We start from the raw sequence: 16,808 nt of genomic DNA, 5'->3' as shown, positions 1-16,808 counted from the left end.
CGGGCCGGGCTCACGGCCGTTCGGGCCGGTAGGCCATCCCCGGCTCCGGCTTCGCCGGGGAGAGCAGCTGGGAGACCGTGACGACCGTATAGCCGCGCTTCTTCAGCTCCTTGAGGATGCCCGGGACGGCCGGCACGGTCCCCTTGTAGATGTCGTGCAGCAGGATGATGCCGTCCCGCTGGGTCTGTTCGAGCACCCGCTTGGTGATCAGGGCCGAGTCATTGGTCTCGTAGTCCTTGGCGGTCACGCTCCACAGGACCTGTGCCAGGCCGAGATCCTTGCTGATCTGGGAGACCTCTCCGTCGGTCCGGCCCTGCGGCGGGCGCATCAGCGTGGGCGTCTTGCCGGTGATCTTGCGGACCGCGTCCTGTACGCGGGACAGCTCCCGCTTGGCCTCTTCGGGCTTGATCTCGGTCAGGATCTGGTGCGACCAGGTGTGGTTGGCCAGCTCATGCCCCTCGGCGTCGATCCGCCGCACCTCGGCGGGGCGCTTTTCGATGTGGTTCTTGCCGAGCATGAAGAAGGTCGCGTGCGCCTTCTCCTTCTTGAGGATGTCCAGCAGACGGTTGGTGTTCTCGCTGGGGCCCGCGTCGAAGGTGAGCGCGACGCACTTGGCCTTGCGGCAGTCGACCTGCGCGCCGCCGTCCTGCGAACCCTTCGCGTTCTTGGCGTCCTTCGTCTGCACATCGGCCGCCGGGGCGTCGGCGCGGGCGTCGGCCGGTGCCGTGACGTCGAAGCTGGCGCAGCCGCTGAGGGCCAGGACCAGGGAGGTGGCCGCCAGCAGCCCGGCTATGGACGTGCTGCGGGTCGCGGGAATCTGCTTCGGCATGCGGGTCTCTCTTCGGACGTGGGCGGTCGACCACGAGCCCTTGAGCTGCGCTTTCGGGCATGGCAAAGCCGACGCGTACGGGGGCGTGCCCCGCCGCGCCGACCATCGGGCGAAGTGGTCGAACGGACTCAAGGGACTATACACAGGCAGTACACACTGCGTGTATACGTGGGGTGTGTACGCGGAGTGTGCAGGCGTGGAGTTCGCAGGCGTGGAGTGCGCGTGGAGTGCGCGAGGAGCTGCCGCCGGCGGAGGCCGTCCGCGGTCCACCCCGATCGGACGCGTCCGCCGCGACACCCCGCACCCGCCGGGGTGGACTCGTACCGTGACCGCACCGCCGCCGGACGACTGCCTGGCCCGTAACGACTGGATCTGCGGCGACTACCTGAGCACCCGCCGGCAGATCCTGTTGGACGCGGTCGCCCAGCACATCCAGCTGACGGTGATCTCGGTGGCGCTCGGGCTGCTGATCGCGGTCCCGCTGGCGCTGCTGGCCCGGCGCAGACGCTGGACGGTGGGGCCGGTGCTCGGCATCACCACCGTCATCTACACGATCCCGTCACTGGCGATGTTCTCGCTGCTGCTGCCGTTCTACGGGCTGTCCGCCACCCTCGTCGTGGTCGGCCTCGCCCTCTACTCCCTCACCCTGCTCGTACGGAACCTCCTGGCGGGGCTGGACGGTGTTCCCACCGAGGCCAAGGAGGCCGCCCGTGGCATGGGCTACGGGCCGCTGCGCCAACTGCTGACCGTCGAACTGCCGCTGGCTGTACCGGCCGCGATGGCCGGGCTGCGGATCGCCACGGTCTCGGCGGTGGCGCTCACCACCGTCGGCGCGATCGTCGGGTACGGCGGGCTGGGCAACCTCATCTACGCCGGTATGAATTCGTTCTTCAAGGCGCAGGTGCTCACCGCCTCCGTGCTGTGCGTGATCATCGCGGTCGTCTTCGATCTGCTGTTGCTCGGTGCGGAACGGCTGCTCACCCCGTGGCGGCGGGCGAGCCGGCGGGCCCGGCCGCGCGGCCGGGCGGTCGCGGGGGTGAAACGGCTGGTCGCGGCCCCCGGGCGGCGGGCATGAACACCCTCTCCGCGGTCTGGACATGGCTGACCACCGGCGCCAACTGGGCGGGCGAGAACGGTGTCTGGCACCGTCTCGAACAGCACGTTGTGCTGACCTTCGCCTGCCTGGTCATCAGCGCCCTGATCGCGCTGCCGATCGCGCTGACCCTCGGACACCTCGGGCGCGGCGGCGCGCTGGCCGTCAATCTCGCCAACGTGGGCCGCGCGGTGCCGACCTTCGCCGTACTCGTGCTGCTTCTGCTCACGCCCATCGGCCGGTACGGGCAGTGGCCGACCGTCATCGCGCTGGTGCTGTTCGCCGTCCCGCCGCTGCTGACCAATGCGTACGTGGGGATGCGCGAGGTGGACCAGGACGTGGTGCGGGCGGCGCGGGGGATGGGGATGACCGGGACGCAGCTGGTGTGGCGGGTCGAGGTACCGCTCGCCTTTCCGCTCGTTCTGACCGGCATCCGGATCGCCGCGGTCCAGCTCGTGGCCACCGCCACGCTCGCCGCGCTGGTCGGCGGCGGCGGGCTCGGCCGGATCATCACCGCGGGGTTCAACCTGGCCAGCACCCCGCAGGTGGTCGCCGGCGCGGTGCTGGTCGCGGTGTTCGCGCTGTTGATGGAGGCCGCCTTCGAACTGGCGCAGCGGTGTGCGCCGGGGTGGGCGCGGGGGCGGGTCGGGTGAGGGCCGGCGCCACGGCCGTCGCGGTCCTCACGCTGCTGGGTCTCACCGCCTGCACCAGCGGCCCCTCCCTGGAGACCCGTGCCGCGATCACCGCCTCCCCTGGGGACAGCCACGATCTGGCCATCGGCTCGGCCGGCTTCACCGAGAGCGAGCTGCTCGCCCAGATGTACGCGGCGCTGCTCCGGCACGCCGGCTACCGGACCCATGTCCTCACGGTCGGCAACCGTGAGCTGTACGAACCCGCCCTGGAAGCCGGGCAGATCGATGTCGTCCCCGAGTACGCCGCCACCTTCGCGGACTGGCTCAACGCCAAGAACAAGGGCTCCAAGGCGGCCCCGGTCGCCTCGCCCGACCTCGGCGTCACACTGCGTGCGCTGCGCCGGCTGGCCGGCCCCCGCGGCCTGACCGTGCTCCAGGCCGGCCGGGCCGTCGACCAGAACGCTTTCGCGGTCAGCGCCGCCTACGCCCGTAAGCACCACCTCAAGACCCTCAGTGACCTGGGCCGCGCCAGACTGCCGGTGCGTCTCGCGGCGGGCGATGAGTGCGTCCAGCGGCCGTTCTGCGCGCCGGGGCTGAAGAAGACGTACGGGATCAACCTCACCGCCATCGACCCGAAGGGCGTCGGCACCACGCCCGCCAAGCAGGCCGTGCAGAACGGGCAGGACCAGATGGTGCTGACCACCAGCACCGATGCCACCCTCGACCGGTTCGGTCTGGTGCTGCTCGCCGACGACAAGAAGCTGCAGAACGCCGACCATGTCCTCCCCGTCGTCAACCGTGCCCGTGCGGGCAGCGAACGGGCGGCCGCCGCGCTCAACCGCCTCAACAAGGTCCTGACCACCGCCGATCTGGCGAATCTCAATGAGCAGGTGGACAGCTGGCGGCGGCTGCCGGCGGATGTGGCGCGCAACTACCTCGTGTCGAAGGGGCTGTTGCCGCAGAGGTGAGACCGGTGAGCGGATGTTTCACGTGAAACGGTTCGGGCCCAACCTGGGTGAGCCGTGAGGCGTGTGCGACCTGTATGGGTCGTAGGAGAGGCATGCGAGAGTGTCATCTCGGGGGACGGTCTGGTGCGAGGGGGCGGACGACGGTGATGGTGCTCAAGGGCAGATGGGGCAGGGCGGTTCTGGCGGTTCTGGTCACCATTGCCACGGTGCTGCTGCTCGGGCCCGGTGCCGGTGGACCCGGCGGGGTGCGCCGGGGCGGTGACAGGCCGTCCTTCACGCTCCGCACCCACGAGCCGTACACCATCGCCCCGGCCGACCGTGGCAGGATCCCGCCCCTCACACCTGCTTTCGGGAACACCGGGCGCCTAGCGGCGCCTCATGGCGTGGTCATGCGCGTAACGATCACCGATGGCGCCTTCGACACCCCCGGCACCCCCAACAACTGCTACTACGCGAAACACCACCGCACGATCTTCTGCGAGTTCCCGAACGCCGTGCCCGTTGGGGCCGGGTACGAGACCGCCAAGCCTCTCCCGGAGGTCTTCGGCCACTCTCTCGTCAGGGGGGCGTACACATATTCCGTCTGGCCGCTGGGGGATCCGCCCGCGCACACCGAGGACTACAAAGCGCAGTACGAACGGGGCAGGGAGCCCGCGCTCGGTCTCGAACCGGTCGCCGTCGGCACGCTCAAGGGCGGTGGTGAACTGCGCTTCGTCTCGGCCGGCTATGCCGACAGAGCGGACTGGGGCATCAAGGGCATCACGCTCCGCGGCAGGATCGGGGAGTATGCCGTGGCGGCGATCCCGGCCCCCACCGGCCTCGCCCAGCGGGTGCGGGTGGAGGTGCCGCAAGGTACGACCTTCGCCCCGCTCACGCGGGAGGAGCGGGAGGGGCTTCCGTCCGAGAGCGACTACTGCTCGCGTGATCAGGAGGACGGGAACATCTACTGCAGCAACGCCAACTGGTTCGTCACCCTGCGGGTGCGGATCGACCGACGGGTCGAAGGCGCCGAGGGCAGGATCTCGGTGCCCGAACCCGCCAACGGAGACACCAACCCCAGCAACAACACCGCGCCGATCAAACTGGAGATCACGGGCCCGGCGCGAGCCGACCAATGGGTCCCGCCCGTCCCCACCGATCGCGATGATCCCGTCAATCCGGACGTGTCACCCCTGTCATCCGCCATCGACATCGACAGCCGCACCCGGGACATCGCGCTCGCCGCGGCCGCGTCGGCCGCCGCTCTCGCCCTGGTGACCTTCCTCCTCATGCGTCGCGGGCGCACCCGGCGCGCAGCGGCATCCCGCCAACCCGGCGCGGAGGAGTGACGGGCCGCGCCCGCGTACTCACTCGGCAAGCACCCGTACGCGGCAAGCACCTCACTGCGTAGGCACCTCACTGCGTAGGCACCTCACTGCGTAGGCACCGAATCCACTTCCGCCCGCTCCCGCGGCACCCCTCGCTCGTCCGAGTCGATCGTGCGGCGCAGCGCCTCATGGAGCGTGGTGGGGGTGAGTACGCCCAGGAAGCGCCGGCCGTCGAGGACCGCGATCCAGCCGGCGTCGTGTTTGAGCATCTCGCTGAAGGCCGCCTTGAGGGTGCCGCTCACCGGCACCCAGGCCTCCATACGGCGGGCGTGCCCGGCGACCGTGCCGTGCGCGCCGGCCAACTCCTCCGTGCCCACCCAGCCGTGCAGTTCGCCCTCCTCGTCGAGCACCACGGCCCAGCGGGCACCACCCGCCCGCAGTCGGCTCGCCGCCTCCGCGGCCGGTTCGCCGAGGCGGGCGAACGGGGGGCGTTCGAGGTCGCCGCGGTCGATGCCGGTCACCGACAGCTGCTTCAACGCACGGTCGGTGCCCACGAATTCGGCGACATACGGGGTGGCGGGGGCGCCGAGGACGCTCGCGGGGGTGTCGTACTGCTCGATCCGGCCCGCCCCGTAGACCGCGATCCGGTCGCCGAGCCGGATGGCCTCCTCGATGTCATGGGTGACCAGCAGCACCGTCTTGTGCATGGTGGCCTGTAGCCGCAGAAACTCCTTCTGGAGCCGGTCGCGGACCACCGGGTCGACCGCGCCGAACGGCTCGTCCATCAACAGCACGGGAGGGTCGGCGGCGAGCGCACGGGCCACCCCCACCCGCTGGCGCTGGCCGCCGGAGAGCTGCTCGGGGTAGCGCGAGCCGTGGACGGCCGGGTCCAGGCCGACCAGTTCCAGGAGTTCGGCGGCCCGCTCGCGCGCCTTGGCCTTCTTCCAGCCGGTCAGAAAGGGCACGGTCGCGGTGTTGTCGAGGACGGTGCGGTGCGGGAAGAGGCCGGTCTGCTGGATGACGTAACCGATCCGGCGGCGCAGCTTGACCGGGTCGACGCCGGCGATGTCCGAGCCCTCGACGAAGATCTTCCCGTGCGTGGGATCGATCAGCCGGTTGACCATCATCATGGTCGTGGTCTTGCCGCAGCCGGACGGTCCGACCAAGGTCACCAGTTCACCCTCGCCGACCTCGAAGGAGAGATCGTCGACGGCGGTGGTCCCGTCGGGGTAGCGCTTGGTGACGGACTCGAACCGGATCATTGAGCCATTGAATCCCGCTGCCCGTGACGGGTCCCGCCATGCGGGCAATCGGGTGGGGACCGCTCCACGGACCGTCAGACCGCGCCCGACCCCGGCCCGTCGCTCATCCGGTACCCGGCGCCCGGCACACTCTCGATCACCGGCGGATCGCCGAGCTTGGCGCGCAGCGTGCCGAGCGTGACGCGGACGGCATTGGTGCGGTAGCTGGTGTGCTCCTCCCACACCTCCTCGATCAGATCGTCGCCGCTGACCACCGCGCCCTGGGCGCGCAGCAGCACCTCCAGCACCCCGAACTCCTGCCGTGACAGGGCCAGCGGCCGGCCGTCGCGTACGGCCAGCCGGCGCGCGGTGTCGACGGTGACGCCGGCCCGCTCGATGACCGGCGACAGGGCGGGGCGGGCCCGCCGGCCCAGCGCCAGGACCCGGGCGACCAGCTCCTCGTACGCGAACGGCTTGGTCAGATGGTCGTCGGCGCCCAGCCCCGGGCCCGCCGGCCGGTCGTGGACCGTGCCGGCCGCGGTGAGCACCAACACCCGGGTCGGCAGCCCCTGTTCGGCGATATGGCGGCAGATCTCGTCGCCCTGCGGACCGGGCAGATCGCGGTCCAGGACGAGCACGTCGTACGCGCCGAGCCGCAGCCTGGCCAGCGCCTCGCGGCCGTCATGGGCGATATCCGCCGCGATCGCCTCGCGGCGCAGACCCGCGCCGATCATGTCCGCGAGGAGTTCCTCGTTCTCCACCACCAGAACGCGCATGGGCCATATGTACCCGAGGCGCACCTGTCATCGAGGTGAACGTCGTCCGCCGCGGCCCCTCGGACCTGGGAATTCACCACGGTGGAGCCGGGTGGCGCCCGACGGTGGGTGAAACGGAAGGCGACCCGCTGTCGGTCTCTGTCCGGCCGTACGGGCGGCCCGGCCGTCGCCGACACCCGCTCTGCAGGCGGTGCAGGCGTGCGGCCGCACCGGACGCGGCCGACGGGCGACACCGGCGAACGGGTGCTGGAGGCGGCCCGGTACGGGGGCCGTAAGAGTTGCTTCCGCCGCACCGCCTCCGCTCCTGCCGCCTCCGGCCCCATCGTCGTGCTTACGATCCACTTCGGCCACCGGTCGGAAGGGTGGAAGGGAACGCCACGATGAGAGCCGTAGCAGTCAGCGCATTCGGTGAACAGCCGCAGCTCATGGATCTGCCACAGCCCGAGCCAGGGCCCGGTGAGGTTCTGGTGCGGCTGTCCGCCGCCGGACTCAACCCCGTCGACTGGAAGATCGCCGATGGCATGCTCGGGGATGCCGTGCCGACCGCCTTCCCGCTCGTCCTGGGGACGGACGGGGCGGGTGAGGTGCTCGCGATCGGTACCGGCGTACGGCGGTTCACCGTCGGCGACGCGGTGTTCGGCCAGTTCCAGCGGCCGGAGCAGGGCGGCGGTTCGTACTGCGAACTCGCCGTCGCCGAGGAGAGCCGGATCGCGCACGCCGCCCGCAGCGTCACCTACGCCACCTCCGCGGCGCTGCCGACGGCCGGCATGACCGCGTACAACCTGGTCGAGGAGACCCGGATCAGCGAGGGCAAGCGGGTGCTGATCGTCGGCGCGACCGGCGGCGTCGGCACCTTCGCCACCCAGCTGGCGGCCGGCCGCGGCGCCGAGGTGATCGCCACCGCGCGCGCGTCCAACGCGGAGCTGATGCGCACCCTGGGCGCCGCGGAGACCGTCGACCACACCGCGGGCCCGGTCGCCGACCAGGTCCTCGCGGCCCATCCGGACGGTGTGGATGTGCTGATCGACATGACCGGCGGCCCCGAAGAGTTCGGCGAGCTGACCCGGACCGTACGCGACGGGGGCACGGCCGTCTCGCTCATCGGCTCGGCCGACGCGGACGACCTGACCGAACACAATCTGCGCGGCTTCAACTTCGTCAACCGCCCCTCCCCGCAGCTTCTGGAGATCCTCGCGGGCCATATCGACGCGGGCCGCCTGACGGTCCTGGTGGGCCGCGAGGTGTCCCTGGAAGAGGCCCCGGAGGCCCTGGCGGCCAGCCGCACCGGCCGGGCACAGGGGAAGACGGTCCTGGCGATCTGAGAGGACGTCAGGATCCGCTGGTGGCACGGGCGGCGAGCCGTCGCGCGCGCAGCGCCCGGGCCGCCGGCGGTCCCGCCGCGGCCAGCGCCGCCGTCAGCGTCCCCGCGCCGACCATCAGCCAGACGCCGGTACGCAGCGGATCGGTGAGCGCATCGGCGTATGCGCCGGCGGCCGGCCGGGAGACCATGGCGGGCAGCGCGTCCAGGGTGCGGCTGCGGACCAGCGCGAGCAGCGCGGCCAGCAGCGCGGCGGCCGCCGCACAGCCCGCCCCCGTACAGATCAGCGCCCGCCGCCGGCGCCGCGCCAGCAGCAGCCCGCCGCCCAGACACAGCGCGGCGGTGGGCGGCAGCAGCATCGCCCCGGTGCCCACGACGTCGTAGACGGCCCGGATCCGCGGTACGTCAGGGGCCTTGAGCAGGACGATCTCCACCCCGGCCCGCGGCACCCGGCGGAGGATGTCGAGCCCCATGCCGTTGTGCGACAGCTGATGCTTGACCCGCTCCACGACCGGGGTGAGATCCAGCGTGACCGCGGCATCGCCGGATGCGGTCAAGGTGCCGTCCAGGGTCCGGTGGGCGGTCCGGTGCACCCCGTTCCACATGGCCGGAAAGCCGCGGCCGGTGACGACCTGCCGGACCTGCTTGCCCACGAACTCGCGGATACCGCGGGTGAAGTGCTTGCGCACCGCGGGACGCTCGGCGCGCGGTACGGCCTTCAGCAGCCCGTCGAGCCGCACATGTGCCATCACCCCGTCCGTCACATCGTCGACGACGGCCTCCTGGACGGCCGTGTTCCCGGCCAGCGGCGCCACCGCCGCCACATAGCTGTCGGTCTCGGTCAACTCGGCCCGGGCCCAGATGGCGGCCAGGCTCAACGGCAGCAGCACCGCGCCCACCAGCAGCAACACCCCACCGGCCAGCGCCCGTCCGGGCCGCCGCGGCCCCGCCGGCGGCCGCTCCCCCTCCGGCACCCGCCCGCCCTGGCGTACGGGTGCGCTCGCTGACATCGCGTCCTGTCCTTCCTGCGCGGCGGACTGGGGCGTGTCTGCGGGATCAGCCGGGCCGGGGTGATCTTTCGGACACGCCCTATGGCCACCTTCCAGGCAAGTCCGATCCCCCGCCGCCCGCGAGCGGGGCCGGTGCCAATGGGTGACCCGGCGCGCGGCCCCGCTCCTCAGCGCCCCTTCGCGGTGCGCCGCCGCCGCACCGCCCGCACCACCCCCGGCCCGAGCAGCGCGGCGACCGCGGCCGCCACCGCCCACCACACCCACCCGTCACGGCCGGCCTCCTCCGGGTGGGTCTCCGGCAGGTCGTCCAGATCGCCCGAGCAGGCCGCCGGGGCGTAGGACCCGTCCACGTAGACACAGGCCGTGGCGGCGGCGCGCAGGGTGCCGGGGGCGGCGGTGGTGGTGAGGTCGGGGCGGTCGCCGAGGACGGCCGTGGCGGTGAACACCTGGATGTCGTGCGCGGGCAGGTCGGAGCGCCAGATCGCCTTCTGCCGGCCCATGCCGTGGCCCTGGACGATCCCGCCCGCGGCGGTGGCCGAGGTGGTGGTGGCCGGCATCCGCTGTTCGATACGGGCCCGGCGGACGTCGGTGGCGCCCAGGTTGTGCACGGTGATCCGGTACTCCAGCCGTTTGCCGGCCTCGGTGTCATCGAGGCCGTCGGTCACCGCCACCGTCACCGAGACGGCGGGCGGCGCCTGTGGGGCGTACGCGACGGCGGACGGTACGGGGAGCGATGCGGCGCCCAGCAGCGCGCAGACAGCGGCGGTTCTCATGCCGTCATCCGAGCATCGCGGCGCCCGCGACCGGTGGCTTGCGGCTCGCTCCCGGCCCGGGTTCACCCGAGTGAGGGGAAGGTCGCGGCGCGCTGTCCGGCGGACGGGCGCTCAGCGGCCGCCCGGCAGCCCCTCAGTGCCGGTGCGGCCTCGGCCGGTGGACCGGGCCATGGGCGTCCTCGCAGTGGTCGGTGGGCTGCTCCGGGCCGGGGCGTCGGCTCAGCGTAAGCACCTCGTCGGCGTCGCCCTGTTCGCCGACGTGGTCGACCTGGAGGGTGGCGTGGGTGATGCCGTACTGCCCGCTCAGCAGCTCCTGCAGCCTGCGCCGGACCTTGTGGCAGTCGCCGCCCGGCGCCACCAGGATGTGCGCGGACAGCGCCGGCTGTCCGGAGGTGATCTGCCAGACGTGCAGATCGTGCACCTCGACGACCTCGTTCTCGGCGGCCAGCTGATCGCCCAGCGCGTCCGGGTCGACGCCGGCCGGCGCGGCCTCCATGAAGATCCGGCCGGACTCGCGCACCAGCCCCGTACCGGCCCGCAGCATCAGCGCGACGACCACCAGCGAGGCGATCGCATCCGCCCGCGCGAACCCCGTCATCAGCACGATCAGACCGGAGATGGCGGTGGCGACGAACCCGAACAGGTCGGTGAGGATGTGCTGGTAGGCGCCCTCGACGTTGAGGCTGGAGCGGTTGGCCTTGGACAGCAGCCAGGTGCAGATCAGGTTCACCACGATCCCGGCCAGCGCGGTGACCAGCACCAGTCCGCCGGTCACCGCGGGCGGCGTGATCAGCCGCTGGACCGCCTCGTACGCCAGCCAGACCGACAGCAGCAGCAAGGTGATGCCGTTGGCCTGTGCGGAGAGGATCTCGGCGCGCTTGAGCCCGTACGTATAGCCGCCGCGCGCCGGCCGCGCGGCCAGCCGCATCGCGATCAGGGCCAGCACGATCGAGACCGCGTCGGTGAGCATATGGGCGGCGTCCGAGATCAGCGCCAGGGACTGGGCCACGACACCGATGACGACCTCGACCGCCATGTACGCGCTGAGCAGGATGAGCGCGGCCCGCAGCCAGCGCCGGTCGGCGTCCGGTGAGACACCGTGCGAGTGGCTGTGGCTGTGTCCGTGGTTGTGGGCGTGCTCGGTCATGGCGCGCTCCTTCCTGGCTCCTCGCTGCGAAGCAAACCGCACTTCGGCAAAAGATCCAAAGGCTGCACCGGTGACCGTTGTCATTACCGTCGAACGGCGTATCGTGCCTGGTCAGAGCGGTGCGACGGGGAGAGGGACCGGACCGCGAAACGGACCCCGACTCTCCGGTCCGCCGGGCGTGGGGAGCCGTCGACAGCCGCCCCACCCCGGTACGATCCGGCGGCATGAGCGCTACGGGGGAGACCAAGCGGCCCGCGCCCGGCACGGGCCAGGTCCTGGCGGTGCTCGGCCTGCTGGCCGCCGTCGCCGTCCTGTCCACCCACCATGAGGGCCTCCCCTTCTGGCTGGGCGCCCTGACCGGCCTGCTCGCCGTCCTCGGCTATCTGGTCTGCTTCGACTCCCCACGCGGCATCTGGCAGTGGCTGCCGGCGGTCGTGGGCTTCTGCACGGCGTTCCTGTTCGCGGGGCAGTTCTTGCTCTCGTTGCTGACGTAGGCGGCCGCTTGGGGCACCGGCCTCCCGCCGTCACCCCACCCACACCGCCGCGCGGTCAGGCCACCGCCACCGTGGCCCGCCCCACGCGGCGATCATGGCGCCGTTGTCCGTGCACAGGCGCAGCGGCGGGACCCGCAGGGCGATGCCGAAGTAAGTGCAATCAATGTGCAATAAGTACACCGAGGTCGGCCCGGGTTCCGCGCGGGTCGTGCCGGGCCGGTGGACGGGCTCCCCGCGGGCGGCCGCGAACCGCCCGGTCAGTAGAGTTCGGCTCCTGTCCCCGGACCTGTCCCGGTCCCCGTCGACCTCTGAGGTACTCGGCAGTGAGCCCCGCACCACCCGCCCCGGCCGCTCCTGAACCCCTTACCGTCGTCGGCATCGGAGCCGACGGCTGGCACGGACTGCCCGCCGCCTCCCAAAAGGCCCTGCGCACCGCCGAGGTGCTGATCGGCGGCCCGCGCCAGCTCGCGCTGCTGCCCGAGGAGTGCGCCGGCGAGCGGATCCGGTGGCCCTCCCCGCTGCGCCCTGCCGTCCCCGGGCTGCTGGTCACCTACGCCGGCCGCCGGGTGTGCGTACTGGCCAGCGGCGACCCGATGTTCTACGGGATCGGACGGACGCTGACCGAGGTGCTGGGGGAGGAGACGGCGGACGGGGCGACCGAGGCGAAGGCCCGGCCCGGGTCCGCCGCCGTGAGCCACCGGCTGCGCATCCTCCCGCACCCCTCCTCCGTCTCCCACGCCTGTGCCCGCCTCGGCTGGCCGCTGGAGGACACCGAGGTCATCACGCTCGTCGGACGGCCCATCGAGAACCTGGCCCGCGCCCTGTACGACGGCCGCCGCCTGCTGGTGCTGTCCGCCGGCGCCGGCACCCCCGCCGAGGTCGCCGCCCTGCTCCGCGCACACGGCTTCGGCCCGACCCGGATGCGCGTACTGGAACAACTCGGCGGCGAGCGCGAGCGGATGGTGGAAGGGGCGGCCGCCGACTGGGACGCGCCCCCCGCCGACCCCCTCAACGTCATCGCCCTCGACTGCGCCCGCGATCCCGGCACCCCGCCCCTCTCCACCGTCCCCGGCCTCCCCGACGCCGCGTACGAACACGACGGCCAGCTCACCAAGCGTCATATCCGCGCCGCCACCCTGGCCGCGCTGGCGCCCGCGCCCGGCGAACTCCTGTGGGACATCGGCGGCGGCTCCGGCTCCATCGCCATCGAATGGCTGCGCGCGCACCGCAGCTGCCGCGCCGTCAGCGTCGAGCGCGATCCCGTACGGGCCGAGCGGATCGGCCGTAACGCGCGCACGCTCGGCGTACCGGCACTGCGCGTCGTCCACGGCCCCGCACCCGCCGCGCTGGACGGACTGCCCACGCCGGACGCGGTGTTCATCGGCGGCGGCCTGACCGCCCCCGGCCTGCTGGCCGCCTGCTGGGACGCGCTGCCCCCGGGCGGCCGGATCGTCGCGAACACCGTGACGCTGGAGTCCGAGGCGCTGCTCGCCGAGCGCCACCGGCAGCACGGCGGTGAACTGGTCCGGCTCGCGGTCGCCCACGCGGTGCCGGTCGGCGGCTTCACGGGCTGGCGGCAGGCGATGCCGGTCACCCAGTGGTCGGCGGTCAAGCCACCGGGCGAGCAGCGCTAGCGCACCCGCCGCCCCTCTCCCCCGCTTCCTCCTCCCCGCTCCCTCCCCCAGGAGACCGAACACCCATGACCGTCCACTTCATCGGCGCGGGTCCCGGCGCCGCCGACCTGATCACCGTGCGCGGCGCCCGTACCCTCGCCTCCTGCGGGGTCTGCCTCTACGCCGGCAGCCTGGTGCCGCGCGAGCTGCTCGCCGAGTGCCCGCCCGGCGCCCGGCTGATCGACACCGCGCAGCTGGACCTCGACACGATCACCGCCGAGATGGTCCGCGCCCACGAAGAGGGCCATGACGTCGCCCGGCTGCACTCCGGCGACCCGTCCGTCTTCAGCGCGGTGGCCGAGCAGATGCGCCGCCTGGACGCGGCCGGCGTCCCCTACGAGGTGGTGCCGGGCGTCCCCGCTTTCGCCGCCGCGGCCGCCGCCCTCAAGCGGGAACTGACCGTCCCGACCGTCGGCCAGACCGTCATCCTCACCCGCGTCGCCCAGCGCGCCACCCCCATGCCCGAGGGCGAGGACCTCGCCACCCTCGGCCGCAGCGGTGCGCTGCTGGTCCTCCACCTGGCCGCCATGTACGTCGACCGGGTCGTCGCCGAACTCCTGCCGCACTACGGCGCCGACTGTCCCGCCGCCGTCGTCGCCATGGCCTCCCGCCCCGACGAACTCGTGCTGCGCGGCACCCTCGCGGACATCGCCGAGCAGGTGAAGGCCGCGGGTGTGGTCCGTACGGCCGTCATCATGGTCGGCCGCACCCTGGGCGCCGAGCAGTTCCGCGACAGCCATCTGTACTCGGCGGACCGGGAGCGGCCGCACGGGCCGTGCGGGCCGTGCGGGTCCTCGACAAGCCTGCCCGGCTGATTGTATGACCGCATCGGGGTGAATATCCGTTATCCACCTGTCGGTCGCCGGTAAAGGAAGGTGCAACACCCAAGGGAGACCGAGGCAAAGGAGCACCCCACGATGCGTACCAGACTGGCCGCCGGTGCGGTCGTCGCCGCCGCCCTGCTGACCCTCTTCGGCGACAACGTCGCCGGCGCCGACGGCAGGAGCGATCACGTACGGAGACATCACGGCACCGTACGGCTGAATGACGGCCCGATCCGCATGACGGCCTGTGCCCTCGGAACGGCGCTGGGGACGCTCACCGGTCGCGACAACGACTGCGTGGCGGACCGCCTGGGGTACCGGCGCGGTGACAGGCGCAACGACGGTCGCAGCTACGGAAACAATGACGGTCGCAGCTACGGAAACAGCGATGGTCGTAGCTACGGTGCCAACTACGGACGCACCGACGGTGCCAACTACGGACGCAGCGACGGCCGGAGCGAGGGCCGCAGCGATGGCTTGAGCGCGGGCAGCGGCAACGGACCGGCCTGGCGGTAGAGCAGTACGACCTCGCGGTGCCGGCCGATGCCGGGACCGGCGAAGGCACCAGGGGCGCCGTGGCGGCGTCGTGGCGGGCGGTGTCGCGGCGGTGGCATGGCGATCGCGCAGCGCGCATGACCGGTCGGACACGCCCTACTGCGCGCCGCCCGGCCCCCGCGGCTCCGCCCGTCCCACCACCATCCCCGCCCGGTCGATACAGATGACATCGACCGCGACCGGCGCCCCGCGCAGCACGGCCAGCGACTCCTCGCGGGCCGTGGCCGCCACCAGGTCGCCCAGCGGAACGCCCGCCGCCGCACACAACTGGAGCGCCGCAAGGCCCGTGTTGGCCTCCGCCACCGCCCCCGCCAGCGCCTCGTCCGCGCCGCCCCGCCGGGCCAGCTCGGCGAGAAACCCCTTGTCCACCTGGGACCGCGCCGAGTGCAGATCCAGATGCCCCGCCGCCAGTTTGGACAGCTTGGCGAACCCGCCGCAGATGGTGAGCCGTTCCACGGGATGCCGTCGGATGTACTTCAGCACCGCCCCCGCGAAGTCCCCCATGTCCAGCAGCGCGTCCTCGGGAAGGTGGTGCAGGGCGACGGCGACCTTCTCCGACGTCGACCCCGTACAGCCGGCCACATGCGTACGCCCCGCCGCACGCGCCACATCCACCCCACGCCGGATGGAGTCGATCCACGCCGAGCACGAGTACGGCACCACGATCCCGGTGGTCCCCAGGATCGACAGCCCGCCCAGAATCCCCAGCCGCGGATTCCATGTACTGCGCGCGATCTCCTCCCCGTGATCGACGGAGATCTCCACCTCGACATCCGCCGCGGCCCCGGGACCACTGCCGTATCGCCTGGCGACCTCGGCCAAGTGCTCACGCATCATCTGCCGCGGTACGGGATTGACCGCGGGCTCACCCACCTCCAGCGGCAACCCGGGCCGGGTCACGGTCCCCACCCCCGGCCCCGCCTTGAACACCACTCCCGACCCGGGTGCCAGCCTCCGCACCCGCGCCCGGATCAACGCCCCGTGCGTCACATCCGGATCATCGCCCGCGTCCTTCACCACCCCGGCCATGGCACTACCGCCGTCGCGGTCCAGCTCCTCCACCGCCAGTGCGAAGGACGGCGTCTGCCCCTTCGGCAGCGTGATCGTCACCGGATCGGGGAACTCGCCGCTCAGCAGCGCGGTGTACGCGGCGGTACTCGCCGCCGTCGCACACGCACCGGTCGTCCACCCGTGCCGCAGCCCGGTGTGCGCGAGCTGCGCGCTACGCCCGCCCGCGGCCTTCCCCGTACCCTGCGGTTGCGCTTCAGCCACGGAGGAACCCACATCCCATGAACGACGCAGCTCGCCCGGTGCGCCATGTACTGATCCTCGGCGGCACGACGGAGGCCCGCCGCCTGGCCACGACCCTGGCGCCGGAGCCGTCCCTGCGCGTGACGACGTCCCTCGCCGGCCGGGTCGCCGCGCCACGACTGCCCGCCGGGCACGTACGCATCGGAGGGTTCGGCGGCCCCGAGGGCCTCGCCCGCTGGCTGCGCGAGCACGCGGTCGACGCGCTCATCGACGCCACCCATCCTTTCGCCGACACCATCAGTCACAACGCAGCCGAAGCGGCCGCCACCGCCCATGTTCCCCTGCTAGCCCTCCGCCGCCCCGGCTGGGTACCAGGACCCGGCGACACCTGGCACCAGGTCACCTCCCTGGACGAGGCCGCCGCCGCCCTCCCCTCCCTCGGCACCCGCATCTTCCTCACCACCGGCCGCATGGGCCTCTCCCACTTCGCCCACCTCACCGACCTCTGGTTCCTCGCCCGCTCCGTGGACGCCCCCGAGCCCCCGCACCCGCCCCAGATGGAGGTCCTGCTCGACCGCGGCCCCTTCACCCTGGAGGCCGAACGAGCCCTGCTCCGCACCCACCGCATCGACGTCCTGGTGACGAAGGACAGCGGCGCGACGGCAACGGCCGCCAAGCTGACGGCGGCGCGGGAGGCGGGGGTGCCGGTGGTGGTCGTACGGCGGCCACCGGTGCCGGAGGGGGTGGCGGTGGCCGCTGATCCGGGGGAGGCGGTCGCGTGGCTACAGCGCCTTTTCAGCGGGGCCGGCACAGCAGACTGAACGGCGGACTTGAGCGACCCCTACCGGTCCGGGTGACCTCACGCCGACGCCCGCGCGTACGGCGGTAACGCGTGGCCCCTGCCCGTGGCCCCCGCC

At 72.5% G+C, this 16,808-nt stretch carries 17 protein-coding genes; 10 read left to right on the top strand and 7 right to left on the bottom strand.

The window, feature by feature from the left end:
• Nucleotides 1-10: 10 nt before the first annotated feature.
• Nucleotides 11-829, bottom strand: a complete 819-nt coding sequence (locus KI385_RS22690; RefSeq protein ID WP_238574000.1) for a polysaccharide deacetylase family protein — start codon at nt 827-829, stop codon at nt 11-13.
• Between the two features lie 325 nt (nt 830-1,154).
• Between KI385_RS22690 and KI385_RS22685 the strand changes: the two genes are divergently transcribed.
• The 4 genes from KI385_RS22685 to KI385_RS22670 all read left to right on the top strand — a co-directional run bounded on the left by KI385_RS22685 (nt 1,155) and on the right by KI385_RS22670 (nt 4,850).
• Nucleotides 1,155-1,904, top strand: a complete 750-nt coding sequence (locus tag KI385_RS22685) for an ABC transporter permease (RefSeq protein ID WP_238573999.1) — start codon at nt 1,155-1,157, stop codon at nt 1,902-1,904.
• On the top strand, nt 1,901-2,575 hold the full coding sequence (locus tag KI385_RS22680; RefSeq protein ID WP_238573998.1) for an ABC transporter permease: 675 nt from the start codon (nt 1,901-1,903) through the stop codon (nt 2,573-2,575). Before KI385_RS22685 ends, KI385_RS22680 begins: the two co-directional genes overlap by 4 nt.
• Entirely contained in the window at nt 2,572-3,522 is a 951-nt protein-coding gene (locus KI385_RS22675) for an ABC transporter substrate-binding protein (RefSeq protein ID WP_238573997.1), read from the top strand. The genes KI385_RS22680 and KI385_RS22675 overlap by 4 nt, the downstream gene beginning before the upstream one ends.
• A 389-nt stretch (nt 3,523-3,911) precedes the next feature.
• Nucleotides 3,912-4,850 carry a hypothetical protein gene (locus KI385_RS22670; protein ID WP_238573996.1) on the top strand — a complete coding sequence of 313 codons (939 nt, stop codon included), beginning with the start codon at nt 3,912-3,914 and terminating at the stop codon, nt 4,848-4,850.
• Between the two features lie 83 nt (nt 4,851-4,933).
• Here KI385_RS22670 and KI385_RS22665 read toward each other — a convergent pair whose 3' ends face one another.
• Both KI385_RS22665 and KI385_RS22660 read right to left on the bottom strand, forming a co-directional pair.
• Complete coding sequence (locus KI385_RS22665; protein ID WP_238573995.1) at nt 4,934-6,091, bottom strand: betaine/proline/choline family ABC transporter ATP-binding protein; 1,158 nt, start codon at nt 6,089-6,091, stop codon at nt 4,934-4,936.
• Nucleotides 6,092-6,165: 74 nt separating this feature from the next.
• The gene (locus KI385_RS22660) at nt 6,166-6,846 is read right to left on the bottom strand and encodes a response regulator transcription factor (RefSeq protein ID WP_238573994.1); all 681 of its coding nucleotides are present in this window, start codon (nt 6,844-6,846) and stop codon (nt 6,166-6,168) included.
• A 380-nt stretch (nt 6,847-7,226) separates the two neighbouring features.
• On the opposite strand from KI385_RS22660, the gene KI385_RS22655 reads away from it, so the two are divergent.
• On the top strand, nt 7,227-8,168 hold the full coding sequence (locus KI385_RS22655; protein WP_238573993.1) for an NADP-dependent oxidoreductase: 942 nt from the start codon (nt 7,227-7,229) through the stop codon (nt 8,166-8,168).
• A gap of 7 nt (nt 8,169-8,175) precedes the next feature.
• Here the strand turns inward: KI385_RS22655 and KI385_RS22650 are convergent, their stop codons facing one another.
• The 3 genes from KI385_RS22650 to KI385_RS22640 form a co-directional block, all read right to left on the bottom strand.
• On the bottom strand, nt 8,176-9,174 hold the full coding sequence (locus tag KI385_RS22650) for a hypothetical protein (RefSeq protein ID WP_238573992.1): 999 nt from the start codon (nt 9,172-9,174) through the stop codon (nt 8,176-8,178).
• A 167-nt stretch (nt 9,175-9,341) separates the two neighbouring features.
• On the bottom strand, nt 9,342-9,947 hold the full coding sequence (locus KI385_RS22645) for a hypothetical protein (protein ID WP_238573991.1): 606 nt from the start codon (nt 9,945-9,947) through the stop codon (nt 9,342-9,344).
• A 133-nt stretch (nt 9,948-10,080) separates the two neighbouring features.
• A complete protein-coding gene (locus KI385_RS22640; RefSeq protein WP_238573990.1) occupies nt 10,081-11,094 on the bottom strand; it encodes a cation diffusion facilitator family transporter in 1,014 nt (337 codons plus the stop codon).
• A gap of 224 nt (nt 11,095-11,318) precedes the next feature.
• On the opposite strand from KI385_RS22640, the gene KI385_RS22635 reads away from it, so the two are divergent.
• The 4 genes from KI385_RS22635 to KI385_RS22620 all read left to right on the top strand — a co-directional run bounded on the left by KI385_RS22635 (nt 11,319) and on the right by KI385_RS22620 (nt 14,601).
• Nucleotides 11,319-11,588, top strand: a complete 270-nt coding sequence (locus KI385_RS22635; RefSeq protein ID WP_238573989.1) for a hypothetical protein — start codon at nt 11,319-11,321, stop codon at nt 11,586-11,588.
• Between the two features lie 323 nt (nt 11,589-11,911).
• Nucleotides 11,912-13,222 (top strand): precorrin-6y C5,15-methyltransferase (decarboxylating) subunit CbiE, encoded by a 1,311-nt coding sequence (cbiE, locus tag KI385_RS22630; protein ID WP_238573988.1) that lies wholly within the window; start codon nt 11,912-11,914, stop codon nt 13,220-13,222.
• A 65-nt stretch (nt 13,223-13,287) separates the two neighbouring features.
• Entirely contained in the window at nt 13,288-14,076 is a 789-nt protein-coding gene (cobM, locus tag KI385_RS22625) for a precorrin-4 C(11)-methyltransferase (RefSeq protein WP_238573987.1), read from the top strand.
• 102 nt (nt 14,077-14,178) lie between these two features.
• Nucleotides 14,179-14,601 carry a hypothetical protein gene (locus tag KI385_RS22620; RefSeq protein WP_238573986.1) on the top strand — a complete coding sequence of 141 codons (423 nt, stop codon included), beginning with the start codon at nt 14,179-14,181 and terminating at the stop codon, nt 14,599-14,601.
• A gap of 135 nt (nt 14,602-14,736) precedes the next feature.
• Here KI385_RS22620 and KI385_RS22615 read toward each other — a convergent pair whose 3' ends face one another.
• Nucleotides 14,737-15,912, bottom strand: a complete 1,176-nt coding sequence (locus KI385_RS22615; protein WP_238573985.1) for a cobalt-precorrin-5B (C(1))-methyltransferase — start codon at nt 15,910-15,912, stop codon at nt 14,737-14,739.
• A gap of 17 nt (nt 15,913-15,929) precedes the next feature.
• On the opposite strand from KI385_RS22615, the gene KI385_RS22610 reads away from it, so the two are divergent.
• The gene (locus KI385_RS22610; protein WP_238573984.1) at nt 15,930-16,712 is read left to right on the top strand and encodes a cobalt-precorrin-6A reductase; all 783 of its coding nucleotides are present in this window, start codon (nt 15,930-15,932) and stop codon (nt 16,710-16,712) included.
• Nucleotides 16,713-16,808: the final 96 nt, after the last annotated feature.

Source organism: Streptomyces inhibens, assembly GCF_022221585.1.
GTDB lineage: Bacteria > Actinomycetota > Actinomycetes > Streptomycetales > Streptomycetaceae > Streptomyces > Streptomyces inhibens.
This window is presented reverse-complemented; position numbering and strand designations above follow the sequence as displayed.